We start from the raw sequence: 20,756 nt of genomic DNA, 5'->3' as shown, positions 1-20,756 counted from the left end.
GTGCCCTCAGTTCAGCGTCACCGACGCGCCGCGCACCGCGTTTATGCCGCTTGCTTGGCTGGTCAGATCGCTGCCACGGATGGTGATATGGCCGGACGCCTCAAGGATGATCGACGCCTTTCCGCAGCGCAATTCAACCCGGTCCTCTGCCATGATCTTCTGTACTTTGCCATCGACAATAACCGCGCCGCGATCGACCAGCGGCGTGTCCAGCACCGGGCCCACCACCATCGGGGCGGAGGGGTCACCCTCAACAAAAAGCAGCGCGACCTGACTTCCCACTTGTTCGGTCGAAAGCTGGACGAGGCTTTTTGCTGCCCGCGCGGCCGCGTCGGGGTTCTGGGCGTAGACCACCAGCGGCTGGCCATTCTCAAAACCCATGAGCAACCCGATCGCCACACCCTCCAGTTTTGTCGACACTGTCATAGGGCCTCTCCCTCAAAGGTATAGCGAAAGCTGTTGCCATCCCCATCAATAATGACCCGTGCGATGGGCTCTCCGTCAAGCTGCCGTCGCAGCAGGGCGCGGCTGAGGTCCGGAAGCAGCGTATTGGTCAGCAGGCGGTGGATCGCCCGCCCGCCCGAATGCACATCCGTCACGCGCGCGGCAATCGTCTCGTAGACGTTGTTGCCCAAGACCAGGTCTGCCCCGTACCCACTGCTGAGGCGTTTACGCAGCTTGGAAAACTGGTGGCGCGCGATGGCTTCTATCATTTCTGGGGAAAGCGGGTAATACGGGATCGTGACAACGCGGCTGAGGAATGCGGCCGGGAAAACTTCCAGCAGCGGGTCCTGCAGAGCATCGACAAGCGCGTCGACGACGGTGCGTTCTTTGCCCCAATCGGTCATGCTGCTGATGACGTCCGAGCCGACGTTCGAGGTAATTAGGATCAGCGCGTTGGAGAAATCGATCCGACGTCCTTCGCTGTCGTCCATCATACCCTTGTCGAAGACCTGAAAAAAGATCTCGTGCACATCCGGGTGCGCCTTTTCGATCTCATCGAGCAAGATCACCGAATAGGGCTTGCGGCGGACAGCCTCTGTGAGAATTCCGCCTTTGCCATAGCCCACATAGCCGGGGGGCGCGCCCTTGAGGGTGGAGACCGTGTGCGCCTCCTGAAACTCGCTCATGTTGATCGTTATGAGATTATGCTCTCCGCCGTAGACCAGATCAGCCAGGGCAAGGGCCGTTTCAGTCTTGCCCACACCCGCAGTGCCACACAGAAGGAACACGCCAACGGGTTTTTCTTCGGCATCAAGCCCGGCCGCGGAGGTCTGCATACGGGCCGCAATCATTTCCATCGCATGGTCCTGCCCGAATACGCGAGTGGACAGTTCAGCGCCCAGATCCAGCATCCGCCGCGTCTCATCGGCCAACATACGACCCACGGGAATTCCGGTCCAATCCTGAACAACCTCAGCGACCACGACACCGGTCACAGAAGGGTGGGCCTGCGGGGTTTCGCCCTGAAGCGCAGCCAGTTCCTCATTCAGTCCGCGCAAGTCTTGGCGCAGCCTGTCCGCATCAGCAACCTCTGGATCTGACAGTTTGCGTCGGAGGTCCAGGATTTGGTCGATCAGCGCCTTCTCCTGATCATAAAGCCCGCGGGCTTGCGACAACTCCGCTTCGACCTGCTCGCGATCTTCTGTGACAGACGCCTGCCGCGCGTCGTCGCCCTCGCCCACCTGCGCCATGCGCGCCAGCATGTTCAACTCGCTTTCCAGCGACGCGATGCGACGCTCGAGATCCTCAATGGTCGGCGGTCGCCCAAATTGCGAAACGGACACGCGGGCGCAGGCCGTGTCCAGCAGGCTGATCGCCTTGTCAGGCAGTTGCCGGGACGGTACATAGCGACGCGACAGGGCGACGGCCTTGGAAATCGCTTCATCCAGGATTTCAATCCCATGGTGCGCTTCCAGCGTCGGGACCAGAACCCGAAGCATCTCGATCGCGGCGAGTTCATCAGGCTCCTCGATTCGCACCACCTGAAAGCGCCGCGTGAGTGCGGGGTCTTTCTCGATATGTTCCTTATACTCGCTCCAGGTTGTTGCCGCGATGGTGCGCAATTCACCGCGTGCAAGCGCAGGCTTGAGCAAATTCGCAGCATCACCCGTGCCGCTCGCCCCCCCGGCCCCCATCAGCGTATGCGCCTCGTCAATAAAGAGGATCACCGGGTTCGGCGCGGTGGCCACATCTTCAATCACTGATTTGAGCCGCTTCTCGAACTCGCCCTTCATCGATGCGCCAGCCAGCATCAGCCCTATATCGAGAAGATAAAGCGAGACGTTGCGAAGCTGTGGCGGCACCTCACCTGCGGCCAAGCGATGGGCCAGACCTTCAACCACGGCGGTTTTGCCAACCCCAGCCTCACCGGTCAGAATTGGGTTGTTCTGACGTCGCCGCAGAAGAATGTCGATTATCTGGCGGATCTCCGGGTCGCGCCCGATGACCGGCGACAGGTGCCCGGCCTCCGCCTCGGCCGTCAAATCGGTCCCATAACGTTTGAGATTAGCCAGCAGATCACCCTCCTCCGCGGGCGCTTCTTGGGTCCGCTGCACCTCATAGGGTCCCGGCGCCTCGATCGAGCCTTGCGTCAGGCTGTCGAAACGCTCGGCCAGGTCTGCATTGTCGAGACCGTTAAAGTGCGCGCTGGCGCTCCCCGCAAGGGCAGCCAGGGCGTCATTTCCAAGGATACCAATCAGAAGATGCCCGGAGCGGATGCTATCGGACTTGAATGTTATTGACGCAAGGGTCCATGACTCGTGGATCGCGCGAAAAATATGCTCAGAAATGACCGGCGTGGCAGTTGCCCCGCGAGGCAATTTGTCAAGCGCCGCGGTAAGGTCCGTGATCACCCGCCCGACCTCATCACCCGTGCCGCTGAGCATCCGCACGATATCAGAACGCTGATCCGCGATAATCGCCAGCAAGAAATGGCTAAGTTCGATATAGGCATTCCCACGCGTCTTGGCCGTTTCGCCAGCGGCAATCAACGCCTTCTGACAGGACATGTTCAGCCTGCCGACAAGATCCCCTTTTGTCGTCTTCGGGCTCGACGTTGCCATATGCTGTCCACCGTAAATGGATCAATTATTTCGCCACCATACTCTCGTTTGCGTATATTTCCAAAATGATTAGTTGCCCCGAATTGGAATCATAGCCATGCTGGACCCCCTGCCAGGCGACATTTTCACCATCGGTGAAGTCGTCAACCACACTTTCGAAATCCGCGCTTTGTTGGGGCGCGGGGGCATGAGCGAGGTCTATCTTGCCCATAATGTCGTGCTCGGCGGGGACGTGGCAATCAAGGCGCTGACGCTCGAATTTTCCCGCACACAAAACGCAATTGCCTTTGTGAGGGGCGAGCTTCTGGGCCGTGATATCCAACACCCCGCGGTGCTGAAATACTATGACTGCGGGCGCAGCGACCGAGGGCATGACTTTATCATCATGGAGTACGTCGAGGGCAAACAACTCTCGGAAGTTCTCGAAGGTCCGCACCTTCCGGACCCGCAGGCATTAGCCATAGTGCTCAGACGCGTGGTCGAGGGGCTGAAGGCCGCCCATGACAGCGGCCTGGTGCACCGCGACCTCTCACCGGACAATATAATTCTGCGGGGTGGTAAGCCTGAAGACGCTGTCATCATCGATTTCGGCATCGCGAAGGACACACGAGAACGCCGCGCCACACTGATCGGAAGCAAATTTGCGGGTAAATACGAATACGCCGCCCCCGAGCAGATCTTCGGCAAGACCGACGAGCGGTCGGATTTCTACGCGCTTGGCGCCTCCCTACTTGCGATCTATCGGCAAAAGGTGCCCTACAACAAACTGAGCGACGGTCAAATCATGGAGGCAAAGAAGCTGCGCCTCGACACATCAGGCGTGCCCGAACCGCTGAAAGACCTGATCGACTGGATGTCGGCACCCGAGCCGGCGGATCGCCCTCAAAGCGCGTCCGACATTCTGCAGCGACTGGACGGTAGGACAACGCGCTCCCCCTGGCTGCGGCGCGTCTCGATTGGCTTCGGTTTGGCGGCGGCATTGGCAATCGCCGGTTACATCGGATTAATCTGGGTACCCGCTCCACCCAAGGTGCCGGTCTATCGGCTTGAGGCTTCTGCCACCCGCGGTGGCCCCGCGTCTCTCGTGACCCATGCCCCAAACCGCGCGTTCGAAGACATGTTCACGCAGCGCTTTGATCTTTTGACCGGCGGGTCCACAGAGATCACCCTCGCCTTGGGGCTGCCCGATCCCGACTGGCCAGAGCGGACCATGCAAACCATGGAAGCGCTGTCGCTTGAGGATTGGCGGCTCGTAGTCGAGGATACCGAGATTTCGGTGTCCGGCACCGCGGCGTCGCGGCAGGTACGCCAAAGCGTTGAGGCCCGTCTGGCCAGCCTCGCTGCTGATTGGGGGTACACTCTGCGCACCGAGATCTTCGCCGGTCCGATCTTGCTGGAGGTCGATGACGTGGCGGATGCGCTCAACGGGCTGTCGACCTGCGGTCCGCTCACGGTGGTGGGAACGGGCGCCTTGACGCTTGATCAGGCGGTGGAGGTTCGCGGGCGTGTGGCGTCGACCGCCGAGGCCAACCGTCTGCGCGACGCCCTGGGCCAGATCGCGGGCGACAGGCGCGTCGCATTCTCTACAAAGGTCACCAACCCCCACACCTGCGCGTTTCGCGCGGCCCTTCCCGATACCGCGCCACTTTCGGTTCTCATTCGCGACGGCGCGACCGATCAACCCGCGCTGTCGGGTACGTTCACCGTTGGAGACAACCCGGTCGTCGACGTGCATTTTCCCGGAGTCGAAGACGGCTATCTCTGGGTTCTGTACCAGGGCGCATCTGGCGAGCTGACCCATATTCTGCCCAACCTAAAAACTCAAAATACCCGAATTCCAGCGCTGCGCGAAGAGTCGGGTGGTCAGCAAATCATCCGCGTTCTGGGCAACAGATCACGGGGGCGCGGGGACGCGCCACTGACCAATGCGCATCTCATCATGCAGGAATACGACGTGGGCGAAGTTGCCGTTGTGGCAATCTTCAGCGCAGGTCCACTGATCGAATCTCAGACCGTTGGAACCACGCCCGAGTCCTTCCTCATGGCGATTCGAAATTCGCAAACGGCGGGCGACGTGAGCATGGCTTATCGTCTTTGGCGAGTCGAACCCGCCCAATAACAACGCTTCTGGTCCGGTTTTCCTTGCCGAAACGTCAATCGCTTCACTTGCGCGGTGGTACCTGCGGTTGTATCATTAATTGTTGTTAAAGAATTTTCGGGGGATGTGATTTGTTCGAACCGCGCAAGTGGCTAGAGCCCGTGCAGGGTGACAATCCCGCTGGCGTCGAATTGCGTGAGGACCCGCGATTTGACGAAATCGAACGCTTGTGCCAACCGGTCGTCGACGTCGTCACGGACGACCTCAACAACGTCTCCGACTCCATCACCCGACCTCCCGATTGGGCAACAGTCCTGGAAAAGGCAGAGGCCCTCGCGGAATCCGGCAAGGATTTGCGCCTTTTGGTGATCGTCACCCGTGCGATGTTTGAGCTTCGTGGCCTTGCGGGACTCCGCGACGGCTTGCTCCTACTGCGCGACACCTGCCGCGATTTTTGGGATACGGCCTATCCCGTCCTGCGCGCCAATCAGCCGGTTGAAGATGCCGCGCGGCGCCGCATGACCGCCCTGCGCCAGTTGGATGGGCGCACCAGCGGGCTCGTCGGCCCGCTCAAGCACCGCACGTTTCTTGCGCAGCCTGGCGACGATGAAATTACGGGCGAGGATCTGTCGCGCGCAATGCTCAGCCCGCAGCAAGCGGCGGACGGCCTGCCTGAGCTTGCCGGGGACAAAGACCGGCAGGCTGTCATACACACACAAACACAGTTGATTAAACGCGTGAAAGACGCCTTGCGCGGCTTAGCCCGGGACAATGCCGAGAAGTTTGCGGCTCTGAAGAAAGATGCCACCGATGCGGCCGTGGCGCTCGATGCGCTGGAGACGGTGATGACTGAAAAACTGGGCGAAAAGGGGCCCATCTTCGCAATCCCGGAGCTTGGGCGCATTTTGCGGGGGATGAATGCCACTATTGACGGCATCAAACCCGCGGCAGCGTCACCAACGCCCGCCACAGTGCCAGATGCCTCGGACCAAAGCCACACGGCCGACTTAGCAACCCAGGCACAGCCGGTTGCCGCTCAATCCGCGCAGGGCACCATCGCGTCCCGCGATGACGTGATCGACGCGCTCGACCGGATCATCGATTTCTACAAACGCACCGAACCTGCAAGCCCGGTGCCCGTGCTCGCGCAACGGACGCGAAACGCGGTCAACAAAACGTTCGTTGAACTCTTGGAGGACATGGCCCCGGGCGGTTTGAAGGACTTCAACGCCATTATCGGGCCAAGCGTTGACAGCAAAGGGAAGATATCATGACACGGAAGAATTCAAAGGCCCGCATCAAGGTCGAATATGAGGTTGACGTCAACGGCGCGACCAAACTGGTGGAATTGCCTTTTGTTATGGGCGTGATGTCCGATCTCGCAGGGGAAAGCAAGACCGAATACGCCACGCGGCCAGTGGCACAGCGCGACTTCAAGGTTACGGATGCCGAAGAACTACCAAAGCTCATGCAGGCGATCGAGCCGCGCGCAAAAGGCGATGTGAAGAACGTCCTGCCGCTCGACGAAGGCGAGGAGGACAGCGAAGATCGGACGCTCAGCTTTGATCTGAAGTTCAAATCGATGTCCGATTTCACGCCGGATGAGATGGCCAAGCAGATCCCCGAACTTAAGAGCCTTCTCAAAATGCGTCAGGACCTCGAAGACCTTCTGGGCTTGATGGACGGCAAAGCTGATGCGGAGAAGGAAATCGCGTCGCTCCTCAAGAACAAACCGATGCTTTCCAAAATCATGGAGACCGTGCCCGCCGCTGGCGGCGATGATGCGCCGAAGGGAGACAACTGATGGCTGATGACGCAAAGCTCGAAGAACAGGCCGGCGGCGCGGAGCAGACGCTCGACTTTTCCGAGTACACCGGCCAGCTCGAAGAGGCGTTCCGCCTGGATGACGCTGAAAAAGCAAGCTTTCAGAAGATGCTTGGCACGCTGGCCAGGCTGGCCATGGATGAAAGCGGCAAATCCGCCGTTTCAAGCAACGCCAAAAAGGCAGTCAAGGAACTGATCGCAGGCATCGACACGCTTTTGACCGCCCAGATGAACGAGGTTCTGCACGCCCCCGAAATCACCAGACTCGAAGGGGCATGGCGCGGCCTCAACTATCTGGTGAAGAACACATCCACGAGTGAGAAACTCAAGATCCGCGTGATGTCGATCAAAAAGGAAGAACTAGGCGAAACGCTCGCGGATTTCGAGGGCGAGAACGAGTATATGACTTCGCCGATTTTCCGTAAACTCTATACTGAGGAATACTCCCAATTCGGGGGCGAGCCCTACGGCTGCATCCTGGGCGATTATGAATTCGACCACAACGCGACTGACGTGCAACTTTTGCGCAATATGGCCAAGGTCTCTGCCTCCGCCCACGCGCCGTTCTTCGCAGCCGCAGGACCAAAGCTTTTCCGCATGAATACCTGGGAAGAATTGCCAAATCCGCAGGATCTGGAGAAAATCGTCTCGAACGCGGCATATGCAACATGGAATGGCTTCCGCGAAAAGGACGAGGCCAAGTACATCGGCCTAACTATGCCGCGTGTTTTGAGCCGCCTGCCGTATTCGGAGGAAGACGGGCGTGTCAAAGGCTTCCGCTTCAACGAAGAGATCGAGGGCCAGCACGAGAATTACGTTTGGATGAATGCGGCCTATGCCTTGGGCGTGAACATCAACCGCAGCCAAAACGAAAATGGCTTCGCAACTCAGATCCGCGGCGTCGAAGGCGGTGGCACGGTTATCGATCTTCCGGTGCACGCCTTTTCGACCGATGACGGCGGTATCGGCATGAAATGCCCCACCGAGGTGGCCATCGACGACGAGCGCGAGGGCGAACTGTCCGCCTTGGGCATGATCCCGCTTCTGCATCGAAAACACACCGACAACGCCGCATTTCTCGGGATAATGTCCCTGCAGAACGCAGAAAAGCTGGCCGGGCAGTACGCAGACATGGAAGCGGCCTCAAATATCAGGCTGTCCGCAAATATCGCGTACCTTATGCCCGTGACCCGGTTTGCGCACTACCTCAAGGCTATCGCACGCGACAAGGTGGGCACCTTCAAGGAACGCTCCGACATGCAGGAGTTTCTGCAGAAGTGGATCAGCCTTTACGTGGCACCCCCCTTGGCCACCGACGCCGAAAAGGCCCGTGCGCCTCTCGCCGAAGCCGAGGTCGAGGTTTCCAGCGTAGAAGGGCGCCCTGGCTATTACGACGCGAAATTTTCACTCCGACCGCTCTTTTTTCTAGAAGGCCTGAAATCAAAACTCAGCCTTGTTTCGACCCTGCCGTCAAAACGTGGGTGACGGCTCAATGTAAATTATCGGGAAGGACGTAGATCATGCCAATTGTAGGATACGCCCAGCTGGGCGACCCGGGAGATGTTCCGGGAGAGGCGCGGGGCAGCGACCGCGAAGATATGTTCACCATCATCGGATATGGCTCGGGAATGACACGCAAGCGCGAGCGCCAGGCTCAGGGCGATGCGGTCACGGGCCAGGTTCTGACCCATGATGTGACGCTCATCAAGTACAACTGTCTCGCATCGATCAACATCATGAAGGCGTTGTCGCTGAACATGACCTTTGACACCGCAAAGATCATGCTTTCCTTCGAAGATGAAGAAGAGGAAGTTGACTACTTGACGCTCGATATGAACGTGGTGAAGGTCGTGGAGTTCAGCCAGATGAACGACGGCAGCCCCGATAGCCCGACACGGGTTGTCGAGCGCGTTGCGCTCACGGCAGAAAGCATTCTTTATACCTACACTGCACCGAAACGCAGCCCGAAAGAAGGCGAGTCCCTGGAGTTCGAGCACTTCCTCGATCCCAACAACCGGCCGTGATGCTAGATGCCTGACCCGCAAAGCTCTGACACGGGGCTCGAAGCGACCGAAGCGGCGGCGCAGCCGACGCTTTGGGATCGTCTCAAGAATGATCTGCCCGGACTTGGCCTTGAGGTCCGCAACCTGCAGGCTGAGCTCGAAACCGAAATTGGGCAAAACAAGCTCAAACGCCTGTTGTCAGGCTCTGCGCCTTTCTCGGAAACGGCCGTCCTGTCCAAGGACCAGCAACGCCATCTCAAGGCACTCGGCGAGGCGGAACGCAAAATGCGGGTTCTGGAACGCACCGGGATCGTGGTATCCGTGCGAAATGTCGTCGAAGCGGTCCGGCGCGATATCGAGGCGCTGATGAACACGGCCCGCTATGACTGCAAACTGGCACTCACAGAAGAGGAAATGCGCAATCGCCCGGACCTTGTGCGCGACCTCTCGGACTTTCCCGAAGTCCAGACGAGTGTGGTGAACTACGGCATCGTGCCGCTGGTCGGGCGGCACCGCCGGTCGCTGGACCTGAACCAGATGGAAAAGGAACTGCGCGACGCGCTCTTAACGTTCGAGCCACGCCTCGCGCCGGACAAGTTGCGGGTTGAAGTGCGCCGCCCCAGACGGACCGCAACGCGCTCAGGGGTCGAGGTTTTAATCAGTGGCGAAGTGCGCCTATCCCCCGCGCCCGAGCATCTGAGCCTGATTGCGGAGATCGATTTCAACACAGCCAAGACCTCGGCGCGTATGGATGACGCCTGATGGATCGCCTGTTTCTCGAATACTACAACGATGATCTGACCTATTTGCGGCACCTCGCCGCCGATTTTGCCGACATGAACGGACAGATCGCCCGGCACCTGTCGCTCAAGGAAACCCCCTGTCCCGACCCTTATGTCGAGCGTCTGCTTGAGGGTGTGGCTTTTCTCGCCGCGCGAACGCGGCTGAAGATCGACACCGAACAGGCGCGGTTGAGCCGCGATATTCTCGAGATGCTCTATCCCGACCTCGCGGCGCCGACGCCGTCGGTGGGGCGCATCGTCATGGAACCAGGCGACCAGGTGATGGGCATGTTCGACGGCTACCACGTCTCCCGCGGGACGCGTCTGATCACCGACCCTCAGGACGACATCCAGACGCGGGCCACGTATACAACCGCGCAGGACGTCCACCTTTGGCCCATCCAGGTCCGGGCCACCGACTACCTCGCCAACCGAAGCACCCTGGAAGCGGCCGGGCTGACCGACGCCGAGATTGGCACCGCCGAGGCAGCGCTCAGGATCGAAATTGCGCCGGCGGGCGCAGATCCGCTCGCCGCGCTGAGCCTTGATGCCCTGACCTTCACATTCGAGGGTGCACCGATGGCTGGTGCGCTCTTTGACGCGGTCCATGGGCACGGCAGCGGGGCCTTGGCCCGGCCCCGGAACGGTCCGATCACGCGGCTGGACAAAGCGGGAATGCAGGGGATCGACGATTGCGACAGCCTGTTTCCCCGCACCCGCGCGGGCTTTGAAGGGTACCGGCTGCTGCGCGAATACTTCGTGCTGCCCGAGCGATTTCACAACATGACGCTTGACGGCCTCGGCCCCGCGATACGCGGTGCAACCGCCGAAGGTCAGACGCTTGAAATCTTCATTCCTCTCGCCCGCCCGGTTCCCCAGATTGCAGCAGTCAAGCCGCGCAACATGCTCCTGTTCTCCACGCCAATCGTCAATCTCTTCGAGCGTGAGTGCAGCACGGTGGATGTGGACACCCGCGGCAACGGAAAGGTGGTTTTTGCCGACAAGGCCCGCCCGCGCGATTACGAAATCTATGCCCTTGTGTCGGTCAAGGACCTCGAACGCGACGATGGCGACGAGACCCATATCTCCAACGCAGCCTCTGTCGGGGCCCTGGCCGCCGATGGCCCGGTCTACGCGATCGAGCGCCAGCCCCGCAGACCGGGTCCCGGCGAGAAGGCGCAGGGCAAATACAGATCCACCTACAACGGCGACGAGGTGCGCATCAGCCTGTCGCAACGGCGCATGGGCGAGGCACGGCGGCGCGTGCGCCGATTGGATATTCGGGCGCTGTGCAGCAATCGCGATCTGCCCATTCTCGAGCCTCGGCCCAATCTCACCTCGCAAAGCGGCCTTCCCGTGGGCAAGATCCGGCTGCTCTCCGCCCTTAAACGCCCCATACCCGCCCTGAAATCAGGTCTTCTTCGCAACGCGGCCAGCGAAACTGTCCTAGAAGACATCTCCTGGCGCCTGGTGGCACATCTGTCTTTGAACTTTCTCTCTCTGGCCGAGGAAGGCGAAGGCTCAGTGCCCCTCCGGGGGCTGCTGCAAATTTATGCGGATCGGGGGGACTCAACCCTGCGCGATCACGCCCGCGCTCTGATTGCCGTGCAGTCCGCTGAAACGCCCGAGCGCTTGCCGCTGGACGGGCCTATCTGTTTCGGCACCGTAACCGACGTGACCTGCGACTTCGACGATCAGGTCTTTGTGGGCCAGTCCCGGTTCCTGCTCGGCGCGTTGCTGGGCCAGGTTTTCTCTCGCTACGCCGGGCTTAATGCTTTTGTGCGCTGCACCACAACTCTCGCCCGCTCCGGCGAAAGCGTGGCATGGCCAATGCGTCCAGGAGTGCGCCGCACGATATGAACGACGATCTTCCAGACCTGCCCATTGGCACCAGCTTTTTTCAGGCGCTGCGGCAACTCGAAGACGGCAAGGCCGTTTACGGGCGCACGCGGGATAGGGCCGACGAGCCCGCCCGCCTGGCCCAGGCCCTGCGGACAGGTTTTGCCAAGGGCGACATAGACAATCTGCGACCCGCGCGCGGGAAGAGGCCCGCGGTGTTGACGGTGAACGCCTTTGGTCTCTTTGGGCCCGAAGGTCCAATGCCGCTGCACCTGAGTTGGTGGATGCAACGTCGTCAATCCGACCGCTGGTATGACGAGGAAACAGGCGACATTGTAGCTGATACCGGCTTTCTCGATTTCTGCAACATGCTGCAGCATCGTATGATCGGCTTATTCTACCGCGCCTGGGCCGACACCCGCGCAGAGGTGGACGCCGACCGGGGTGGCACCGGCGTAGTCGGTAGCATGGGGCGTGCGATTTCCGGCCTCGGCCTGCCGGAGGGACGGACTGGAGATCCGCACATTGATGCCATGTGCCTGACGCAAGCCACCTCGATGGCGCAGGAACAGACCTGGCCCGGCAAACTAGCCTCAGGATTGCAGCATCTCTTTGGTGTGCCCGTGACCGTGCGCGAATTTGTGGGAAATTGGATGGACCTGCCGCCCCGCCTGCAATCGCGGCTCGCGCACCCGGTCGGCGGGCGGCTTGGGGTCGATACCGTGGCCGGCGCGCGCATCTACATGCGTCAAAACAGGATTGAAGTGACCCTTGGGCCCATGAAGCTCAGCGAATATCGACAGTTCTTGCCCGGATCGGTGCGGTTTGATCGTCTCAGACGCGCCCTCTCACGGCTCATAGGAGGCGGTCCCGATGCAGATGTGCGCCTGGTGCTTGCGGGGGAAGACGTGCCACCCGCGCGGCTTGGCCAGGTTGGACTAGGACGCGACGCCTGGCTGGGGCGCATAGACGCGGCACCGGCAGATGATCTGTGCCTGCGCGCCGTGCGCACCACATTCCGCGAGGCTGGCCCATGACGCTGTTGCTCACCCTGACCCACGCGCCCCAAGCGCAACTCCAGACCGAGCTACCGCTCGGTGAAACCGACGTCGTCATCGGACGCGAGATCGACTGCCACTGGGTGATCGACGACCCCGAATGCATTGTCTCAGGCCAACACTGTGTGATCACGAGCACCTCCGAGGGCTACTGCGTGACCGACACCTCTACAAATGGGCTGATGCTCAATGGTGGCGCGACAGCCCTCGGGCGCGGCAACTCCGCTCTGATCGGGCCAGGCACCACACTCGGGCTTGGGGACTACGTGATTTCAGTCATCGCGCAACAAATAGATGGGGAAGCGCAGGGTTCAAAGGAAAAGCCTGCGCCAATGCCAACCATCGACCTTGGCCTGCGGACAAGTCCCTCCACCCCAAATCCGATCCCCGGCCTTGATGACAGCCCGCAGTCTACACCACTACCGGTCAAGCCACCGCCATCGGCTGGCGGACTGGATGCAGGCGGCCTTTTCCCGGGCGAACCCACGCATACACCCGCCGCGCCACCGGTAGCAAACCTTCCCAAGGGCCGTCATGTTATCGAGCCTCCCAATATCCAGCGCCGGGCCCCGCCCGATCCGCAACGACGACAAGGCACGCCCCAAAAGCCTTCAGAGACGGTCCACGAACACGACGTCGCCCCATCCATGCCTTTGTCCGACGATCTCTACGCCGCCTTTCTATGTGGCGCAGGGCTGGATCCTGCGGATTTCCCAACAGACGACGCCGAGGCTCAGATGAAGGCTCTGGGCCAGCGCTACAGATCCCTCGTTGATGGGCTGATCTACATGTTGCGCGCCCGAGACAAACAGCGCGATGGCCTACCCGTGCGCAAAACTCAGGTTGGCGTCCGTGACAACAATCCGCTCAAGACACTGCCCGGCACCGACCGCCCTTTGGCCGCCCTGATCCGCCCCGAAGGTGAGGGCTTTCTCGACCCTAAAACGGCCATCGACCAGGCTTTTCGCGATCTGGCACTGCATAACCTGAGCACCTGGAACGGGCTTGAGGCCGCGCTGCGAAAACTGATCGCGGATATGAACCCAGAGCGGTTTGAGCAGGAAGCCGACACTAAGGGCTGGCTTCAACGAGCGGCCGCCGGTGGCCGTGACTCGACTCATTGGCAGTTGTACAAAAGTAAATACAAAGACCTGTCCGAGGCCGCGGAGCAAAAGTTTCTGGGCAGCGTGGGGACGGAATTCGCCCGCGTCTACGACAGTGACAAAAGGGGATAGACACATGCGCACCATCATCGTTGTACTTCTGATTGTGGGACTTGCGGGCTGCCTCAAACCCGGGCCAACGGTCGTCAGCCTCAATGCAACAGCGGCAGCGGGCATGAACCCCGGGCCTGACGGCAGTGACCGCCCACTCACAGTTGCGGTCTATCACCTCACCACGCCCGTGTCGTTCCAATCCGCCCCGTTCGCTGCCCTTCAAAGCGACGCGGCAGGCACCTTGGGCGCGGACCTGCTGCAAGAAGACACGCTGGTCCTACCACCGGGCGGTACGGCGGCACTGGATATTGCCGTCGCTGATGGCGCCACCGCGGTCGGGCTGTTGGCGGGCTTTCGCGACCCCGCAGGCAAGGCGCGGCAACAGGTTCTGCCCGTTGCATCCGGCAGGACCAGTGACGTCACCCTCACCGTCGGGCCCTCCGGGCTCGTGCTCAACTGACGGGACGCAACAATGGCGGAATGGCACAAAGTCATCTGGTCCGAGGGAATGTTTCTCAGACAGCAGCATTTCCAGCGGCAGGATCGCTATACAGACTGGCTTTTCAACGCCGCGCGGATGGTTGGCGGCGCGCCAGCCTTCGGCTTCGAGACGCTGGAGATTGACCCCGCTGCCCTTGGCGAGGGCCGTATCTCAATCGACCGCGCACGCGGCATTTTCCCGGACGGGACACCCTTTGACATCCCGGGCACAGCGGCCATCCCCCCGCCCCTAGTCTTCACCGCCGACAGCGCCACGGGCACGGTGTCGCTCTCGATCCCGGAGGCGCGGGCCGACAGCAAGGTGTTCGATCGCGCAGGCGAGGCCACCTCGGGCGCGCGCTACGCGGGGCTGTTCGATGACACGGCGCGCGACATCACCGTGAACACCGGCGCGGCAGAGCAGATCGAGGTTGCAACCCTCGCGCCCCGGCTCGACGCCCCAGACGCCGAGATGGACCGCCGCGTCAGCCTAGCGGTTGCCGACGTGCAATCGGTCTCCGCCACCGGCGAGATCCGCCTTAATTCCGCTTTCCTCCTGCCCGCGCTTACCATCGGGGCCACACCGAATTATGCGCGTCTTATAAGAGAGTTAATTGTCGGTTTCGAGCAGGCGGTCGCCGTGCACGCAAAGGCGGTGCATGGCCAGACCGCGGGCGGATACGAAAGCCTGCTCAAGCTTGAACTGGCCAATGCAGCCCTTGGTCGGCTTCGGCATATCGGCGCACAGGACACCCAGCACCCGTCCGAGCTTTATGGCTATTTGGCCGAACTGGCGGGGCGTCTGGCCACCTACGAGACCGCTGATATGTCGATGCGGCCCCTGCCCGATTACGTCCACGCCCACCCACAGGGCGCATTCACAACACTGCTTGATACCATACGGCCGCTTCTGGCCTCCCTCGCGCACCACACACCCAAGTACACCGAGCTTGAAACCACCAAACGCGGTGACAACATTTGGGCGATCCGGCTCGACAACCCCGAGGTGCTGCGCAATGGCAGTGTCATCCTGCGGGTGATGTCCGACATGTCGCCCGAGACGGTGGCACATCGGTTTACCGACGCAATCATCGCGGGGGCCGCCGAGTTTCAGACCCATTGGGCACAGCGAAAACCGGGCGTGTCCCTTAAGGAATTGCGTAGCCACCCTCGCGACGTGCCGCGCGACGGCGAGGCAGTGTGCCTCGAGTTTGATCAGTCCTCGAATTTCTGGGCCGATGCCGCCAAACCGCCTGGTTTCGCGCTTGGGATCATCGGCACCCTGCCCGACGATCCGCGCCTGAACTGCTACGTAGTCTACAGGTGATGCCATGAGCGACGACCATCCCCTCGGCCTCCGACGCTCAGCTTCACGGACCAAGATCCGATCCATCGGACAGGGGACGCCGCCGCCCGCAGCATCAGGAGCAGTCGCCTCGACGCCGATGACGGGACCCACCCGGCGACCAACCACCAACCCCTTTTTCGAGGCCTTCGGTGAAGTGCTCGATGTCATTCCCGACCTGTCCCGCGCAGAGCCGCCGTCAGATCCCGAAACGCTGCGGCTCAAGCTTCATGACCGCATTCTGCGCGGACGCGACCGCGCCGTGGCGCTTGGAGTTGACGGGCATCGCGCCCGCCAAGCCGCCTGGATGGTGGCCGCCCTTGCCGACGATCTGGCCATCAACACGCCCTGGGGCGCCCGCAGCGTATGGCCTAATGAAGACCTCACCTTTCTGCTTGAGGATCGGGGCGGCGATACCGGCGTCAGGTTTTTCGACGATTTGGCCGAACTCAGCCGCTTTGCCGACCGAGACCCCGAGCTTCTGACGCTGGCCTATACCTGTCTGACGCTGGGTTTTCTGGGCAAATACCGCCAGGCTGACGGCTCCGCCGCGCCTGAGCTTTTGCACCTGATGGCCGAGATCGGGCGCGTGGTGGCGGGCCCTCGCGCGGATGCGCGCCTGTCTCTCCGGTGGGAAGGCGCCACCGTTCCGGACGCGCCCCGCCGCGCGCCCGTGCCGCTTTGGGTCATGGTTTTGGGCGCCGCCACCATCCTGACACTGACCCACGCCGGATTGTCCGCCACCCTCACGCACAAGGCAGCTGCGGTCGAAGATGTCTCCGCGCTTGTGCCACCGCTCAAACGCGCCGAGATCGTGCGCACCATCTCCCTTGAGCGCGAGGCCACGCCACCGCCCGAAAACTTCGAGACACCCGAGATCAACCTCCTGTCGGAATTCGTGCTCCAGACCGAAGCGCTGGCCCCAGTGCTCGACGAGGGTCGATCAACCGACGACCCGCTCGCGACCCGCCTCGTTCTGCAAGCCACCAACCCCGAGCTTTTCCGCTCGGGCAAAGCCACCATCAATCCGCCGTACGAGGACTTCATCGCGCGCGTGGCCGAGGTGATCCTCGAATACGACATTCTCATCGCCCGCGTAACGGTGCTGGGACACACAGACTCGATCCCGGTGCAATCCTCGAACCCCTTCACAAACAACCAGCGCCTGTCCGAGGCCCGCGCGGGCACGGTGCGCGACCTGCTGCTTGAACACGGACTGCCCGAGAATTTCGTCATCGCCGAGGGCAAGGGCGCCTCCGATCCCATTGACACCAACGGCACCTCCGAAGGGCGCGCCCGCAATCGGCGCGTCGAAATCCTCCTGCAAAAGACGATCGCCAAATGACCCGTTTGAAAGCGCTCCTCTTTTTCCCCTTCCGTCGCCGTTTTTGGACCTTCATGGGCCTTTGCCTGCTGCTCTACGGCATCCTTGCGTTCGGTGACCTCGTCGAAATCGGCGGCTGGGCGCCGCTCGGCGCCGAGATCGTGCGCTGGTTGCTTGCTATCGGGATCTTTCTGGCGCTCCTGATCTGGGTGCTCCTGCGCGAATACCGCAAGCTCAAAGCAGAAGGGGCATTCCGCAAGACCCTCGCTCCGCCTGAACCCGAACCCTCCGACCCCGTCGCCGAAAGCGTGGGCCTGATCAACGAGAAGTTTCGCCGTGCGCTCGACACACTGCATGCCTCCAAACGCAATACCGCGCGCACCTACCTTAAAACCGTCCCTTGGTATGTCTTCATCGGCCCGCCGGGCACAGGCAAGACAACTGCGCTCAAACAGGCGGGTCTCGTCAGTCTCGTGGAGACTGAAGACGACCTAAAGGGTCACGGCGGCACTCGCAACTGCGACTGGTTCTTCACTGAAAACGCGGTGATGATCGACACGGCGGGGCGACTCGTCGAACAACGCAGCGATCCGGGCCTCGATGCAGGCGAATGGCTCGGCTTTCTCGACATTCTTAAGAAACATCGGGGCCGTCGCGCCCTCAACGGGGTGATTGTCGCGGTATCCGTACAGGAACTTTTAGGCGACGAGATGGCCCTCACCAACCACGCGCGCGACATCCGCAACCGTCTCGATGAGATCCAAGCGCGCCTCGGCGTGGTCCTGCCGGTCTATCTGATGATCACCAAACTGGACCTTGTGCCCGGGTTCAACACCTACTTCGGGGACCGGGTCTTGGACGAGGAGCGCCGCCAGGTCTGGGGTGCGACCTTCCCCGAGGGCGTGCGCATGGATGGCACCGGCATCGCGGCTGAATTGCGCACGCTCTTCACCCGCATTGACGCAGGCGTGCCCGGAATGCTGGGCGCGGAAACCGACCCTGCCCGCCGCGCCAGGGTGTTCCGCTTTCCGGGCCAGCTGGAGACGCTCGTGCGCCCCATCCGCATGCTAGCCGAACGCATCGGCGCCGCCGGTGAGGGCGAGGCCGCGTGGCTGCGGGGCATCTATCTGACCTCGGCCACGCAGGAGGGCACGCCTATCACGCGCATGGTTTCCGCCATGGCCGCCGAGTTTGGCCTGCCCGCGCCCGCGCACGCCACCGCGCCCGTGCGCGAAAAGCGATCCTTCTTCCTGCACGACCTGATGGCGCGGGTGATCTTTCCCGAGGCCGGGCTGGCCACTCAGGACGCCGCCTCTATCCGCCGGAGCAAGGCAATATTCGCCGGCGTCGCTGGGGTGAGCGTGACCGCCACGGTGGTGCTGGCGCTGCTTTTTGCGATCAACTACGCAAGCTGGTCCCGCACGCTTACCGCCCAAAGCGAAGCGTTCGCTCAGGTGACGCCCCGGCTTTCGGCCGGGATCCTCCCTGAAGTCGTCTCGGACGCGGCTCCAGACTTTGGCGTGGCGCTAGCGGCAGTCACGGATGTGGCGAACGCCGCGGTCGACAAGAACCCCACCGCCATCGGCGCGCTCGGGCCCTCTGCCGCAGGCGATCTGTCGCGCATCCAGTCGGCAAACTACGACAGGGTGCTCACGAACGCGCTCGAACCGCGCATGGTCGCTCTGCTGGAGCAAACCATGTGGGAGCGCCTGCAAGACCCCAGGTTCCAGCTTGGCGCTCTTAAGGTCTACAAATTCCTCACCCGCACCGGCAGCCACGGACCCGAGGAGGCCGCCAACTGGTGGTTCAGCGAACTGTCAAAGGTCACGCCCGTGGTGCTCGACCCCACACCAGAGGCTCGCGCCCACCAGGAGCGCGTGTTTGCCAACCTTCCGCGCAATCGTACCGCCGTGACCCCTAATGCGCCCCTCGTGGCGCTCTCGGAAGAAGTAATTTGCAACAATCTGTCGCTGGCGGAACTGGCGCTAGACGAGGTACTAGCCCTGCCCGAAGTAACCGCTATGCCGGACTGGATCCCGCGGGCAAACGCGGCGGGTCGCGCCGATGAGGTCTTTTCCCGCTTTTCCAACCGAACCCTGCGCGAAGGCACGGACGGCGCCTTCACCCGCGATGCCTTTCGGCAGGCCATCCTGCCCAACCTAGACGCCGTCGTCGAACGCTACACCGCCGAAAGCACCTTTTTCCTCGCCTCCTGCGCCGACAGTGCGGCGCGTTCCGAGGACACGCTGCGCGCCGAGGTACTTGAGCTTTATTATCAGCGCTTCATCTCCGAATGGGACCTCCTGCTCACCGATCTGCGCCTGATCCCGCTGCCATCCGACGACATCGGCCAGGCGATCACCGTGCTTGAAAACGTCTCAAGCGCGAACGGCGCTTTCGTCACCATGCTCAACGGTATCGCCTACCAAACCGATCTTGCTGCCACCGACGGAGGCGGGCGTGTGGTGCCAGCCAAAGCCCGCAAGACGGTCATGAAAACCGTTTGCAAGATCGCCAAATTTGCATGCAAGGCGGGCAAGGCCGCCGCCAAGAACGGCGGCGGCAGCGCTTCCGCCGCGGAGGCGCCTGTAGGCGATGGGATGCGCGTGTCGCTATACTATCGCCCGATCCGGGGCATCATCGAAGAGGTCGACGCCGAGGCGCCCAAGATCGACGAGGTCGTTACCGCCATGCTCGAACTCAAGGGCCAGCTTCAGACCGCCCGCAACAGCGGTGATCCCCGGCGCGCTCTCGATGAGATGGGCGGGCTTTCGCTTTTGACCGGCGCGCTGGTGGCCTCCGCCAACAAGCTGCCCGATCCGATCAGCACCTGGGTCGTGGGGATCGCCGATGACGTCAACGATCTGGCCCTCGAGGCGGTGCTGGCCCGTGTCAATGACCGGTGGCAGGAGAATTACCTCGGCACCTGCCGCCTGTTCACCGAAGGACGCTTCCCCTTTGACACCGGAGCGCGCGACGACACCACGATCCAGGATTTCGCCACGCTGTTGGGGCCGGACGGGATCATGGACAGCTTCACCAAGAACGAGATAGCCAATTACATCGATGATCGCACCTGGACCTGGCGACCGGGCATCACGCGCGATCCCGCCCCCCTCGATGCGCTCCGCAAGGCGCGCGAGATCCGGAACGCGCTGTGGTCAGGGGGCGCGGGGCCGGGTCCGATCATGCGCTTCAGCCTGCAACCCGTGGACATGTCGCCCAATGCCGCCTCCATGACCCTGTCGATCGACGGCGAGCCGCTGATCTACCGCCACGCCTTCATCGAGCCCAAGCCCTTCACCTGGCCCGGTCTCAACCGCTCGGACGTGGTCTCCGTGGCCTTCACATCGCTCGACGGCTTCCAGCAGGAGGACGAGACCCTCACCGGCGACTGGTCCTTCCTGCGCTTGCTGCGCGGGGGCCTCACGCCGACGACCCGCCAACTCGTCTACCGCCTGCGGCTTAGCACGCCGTCGCACTGGGCCATTCTGGAGTTACGGGCCCAAAGCCTCATCAACCCTTTCGATCTCACGGTGTTTGACGGTTTTGCCTGCCCCGACGCGTTTTGAGCGCCCCGTTGCGGTCTTTGGTAAATTGCCGGCCCACGGCGACTTCGTGGCGCGCGGCATGGGTCCCCGCGCCCGCGACCTGTGGGACCGGTGGCTCGTGGCCCATCTACCGCTCGACCTGCCCACCGGGGGCCTGCACCTCAGCGAAG

General features: G+C 61.9%; 15 protein-coding genes. 13 read left to right on the top strand and 2 right to left on the bottom strand.

Annotation, left to right across the window (positions count from 1 at the left end; translation table 11 throughout):
* Positions 1–6 precede the first annotated feature (6 nt).
* Together R8G34_15460 and tssH are read right to left on the bottom strand one after the other, a co-directional pair.
* On the bottom strand, positions 7–426 hold the full coding sequence (locus tag R8G34_15460; protein ID MDW3224253.1) for a DUF6484 domain-containing protein: 420 nt from the start codon (positions 424–426) through the stop codon (positions 7–9).
* Positions 423–3,065 (bottom strand): type VI secretion system ATPase TssH, encoded by a 2,643-nt coding sequence (gene tssH, locus R8G34_15455; GenBank protein MDW3224252.1) that lies wholly within the window; start codon positions 3,063–3,065, stop codon positions 423–425. Before tssH ends, R8G34_15460 begins: the two co-directional genes overlap by 4 nt.
* 97 nt (positions 3,066–3,162) lie before the next feature.
* Here tssH and R8G34_15450 point away from each other — a divergent pair, with 97 nt between their 5' ends.
* The 13 genes from R8G34_15450 to tssM all read left to right on the top strand — a co-directional run bounded on the left by R8G34_15450 (position 3,163) and on the right by tssM (position 20,607).
* Positions 3,163–5,184, top strand: a complete 2,022-nt coding sequence (locus R8G34_15450) for a protein kinase (protein MDW3224251.1) — start codon at positions 3,163–3,165, stop codon at positions 5,182–5,184.
* Positions 5,185–5,294: 110 nt separating this feature from the next.
* Positions 5,295–6,437, top strand: a complete 1,143-nt coding sequence (gene tssA, locus R8G34_15445; GenBank protein ID MDW3224250.1) for a type VI secretion system protein TssA — start codon at positions 5,295–5,297, stop codon at positions 6,435–6,437.
* Positions 6,434–6,967, top strand: a complete 534-nt coding sequence (gene tssB, locus R8G34_15440; GenBank protein ID MDW3224249.1) for a type VI secretion system contractile sheath small subunit — start codon at positions 6,434–6,436, stop codon at positions 6,965–6,967. Before tssA ends, tssB begins: the two co-directional genes overlap by 4 nt.
* Positions 6,967–8,472: a type VI secretion system contractile sheath large subunit gene (gene tssC, locus R8G34_15435; protein ID MDW3224248.1), complete on the top strand. Its 1,506-nt coding sequence runs from the start codon at positions 6,967–6,969 to the stop codon at positions 8,470–8,472. The genes tssB and tssC overlap by 1 nt, the downstream gene beginning before the upstream one ends.
* 35 nt (positions 8,473–8,507) lie before the next feature.
* A complete protein-coding gene (locus R8G34_15430) occupies positions 8,508–9,011 on the top strand; it encodes a type VI secretion system tube protein Hcp (GenBank protein ID MDW3224247.1) in 504 nt (167 codons plus the stop codon).
* Positions 9,012–9,017: 6 nt separating this feature from the next.
* Positions 9,018–9,752, top strand: coding sequence for a GPW/gp25 family protein (locus R8G34_15425; GenBank protein MDW3224246.1), 735 nt, complete (start codon positions 9,018–9,020; stop codon positions 9,750–9,752).
* A complete protein-coding gene (gene tssF / locus R8G34_15420) occupies positions 9,752–11,632 on the top strand; it encodes a type VI secretion system baseplate subunit TssF (GenBank protein ID MDW3224245.1) in 1,881 nt (626 codons plus the stop codon). Before R8G34_15425 ends, tssF begins: the two co-directional genes overlap by 1 nt.
* On the top strand, positions 11,629–12,648 hold the full coding sequence (gene tssG / locus R8G34_15415) for a type VI secretion system baseplate subunit TssG (GenBank protein ID MDW3224244.1): 1,020 nt from the start codon (positions 11,629–11,631) through the stop codon (positions 12,646–12,648). Before tssF ends, tssG begins: the two co-directional genes overlap by 4 nt.
* A complete protein-coding gene (gene tagH, locus R8G34_15410; GenBank protein MDW3224243.1) occupies positions 12,645–13,904 on the top strand; it encodes a type VI secretion system-associated FHA domain protein TagH in 1,260 nt (419 codons plus the stop codon). Before tssG ends, tagH begins: the two co-directional genes overlap by 4 nt.
* 4 nt (positions 13,905–13,908) lie before the next feature.
* A complete protein-coding gene (gene tssJ / locus R8G34_15405) occupies positions 13,909–14,346 on the top strand; it encodes a type VI secretion system lipoprotein TssJ (GenBank protein MDW3224242.1) in 438 nt (145 codons plus the stop codon).
* 12 nt (positions 14,347–14,358) lie between these two features.
* Entirely contained in the window at positions 14,359–15,693 is a 1,335-nt protein-coding gene (gene tssK / locus R8G34_15400) for a type VI secretion system baseplate subunit TssK (protein ID MDW3224241.1), read from the top strand.
* 4 nt (positions 15,694–15,697) lie between these two features.
* Entirely contained in the window at positions 15,698–17,056 is a 1,359-nt protein-coding gene (icmH, locus tag R8G34_15395; GenBank protein MDW3224240.1) for a type IVB secretion system protein IcmH/DotU, read from the top strand.
* On the top strand, positions 17,053–20,607 hold the full coding sequence (tssM, locus tag R8G34_15390; protein ID MDW3224239.1) for a type VI secretion system membrane subunit TssM: 3,555 nt from the start codon (positions 17,053–17,055) through the stop codon (positions 20,605–20,607). Before icmH ends, tssM begins: the two co-directional genes overlap by 4 nt.
* The last annotated feature ends 149 nt before the right edge of the window (positions 20,608–20,756 follow it).

This window comes from Paracoccaceae bacterium, from assembly GCA_033344815.1.
GTDB lineage: Bacteria > Pseudomonadota > Alphaproteobacteria > Rhodobacterales > Rhodobacteraceae > Roseobacter.
Note: the sequence above shows the minus strand (reverse complement) of the source record. Positions and strands in the feature narration are given on the sequence as shown.

Bases quoted from the DNA above. Each gene is read 5' to 3' on its own strand.
- R8G34_15460 (MDW3224253.1), bottom strand. From the start codon at position 426: ATGACAGTGTCGACAAAACTGGAGGGTGTGGCGATCGGGTTGCTCATG.
- tssH (MDW3224252.1), bottom strand. From the start codon at position 3,065: ATGGCAACGTCGAGCCCGAAGACGACAAAAGGGGATCTTGTCGGCAGG.
- R8G34_15450 (MDW3224251.1), top strand. From the start codon at position 3,163: ATGCTGGACCCCCTGCCAGGCGACATTTTCACCATCGGTGAAGTCGTC.
- tssB (MDW3224249.1), top strand. From the start codon at position 6,434: ATGACACGGAAGAATTCAAAGGCCCGCATCAAGGTCGAATATGAGGTT.
- tssC (MDW3224248.1), top strand. From the start codon at position 6,967: ATGGCTGATGACGCAAAGCTCGAAGAACAGGCCGGCGGCGCGGAGCAG.
- R8G34_15430 (MDW3224247.1), top strand. From the start codon at position 8,508: ATGCCAATTGTAGGATACGCCCAGCTGGGCGACCCGGGAGATGTTCCG.
- R8G34_15425 (MDW3224246.1), top strand. From the start codon at position 9,018: ATGCCTGACCCGCAAAGCTCTGACACGGGGCTCGAAGCGACCGAAGCG.
- tssF (MDW3224245.1), top strand. From the start codon at position 9,752: ATGGATCGCCTGTTTCTCGAATACTACAACGATGATCTGACCTATTTG.
- tssG (MDW3224244.1), top strand. From the start codon at position 11,629: ATGAACGACGATCTTCCAGACCTGCCCATTGGCACCAGCTTTTTTCAG.
- tagH (MDW3224243.1), top strand. From the start codon at position 12,645: ATGACGCTGTTGCTCACCCTGACCCACGCGCCCCAAGCGCAACTCCAG.
- tssJ (MDW3224242.1), top strand. From the start codon at position 13,909: ATGCGCACCATCATCGTTGTACTTCTGATTGTGGGACTTGCGGGCTGC.
- tssK (MDW3224241.1), top strand. From the start codon at position 14,359: ATGGCGGAATGGCACAAAGTCATCTGGTCCGAGGGAATGTTTCTCAGA.
- icmH (MDW3224240.1), top strand. From the start codon at position 15,698: ATGAGCGACGACCATCCCCTCGGCCTCCGACGCTCAGCTTCACGGACC.
- tssM (MDW3224239.1), top strand. From the start codon at position 17,053: ATGACCCGTTTGAAAGCGCTCCTCTTTTTCCCCTTCCGTCGCCGTTTT.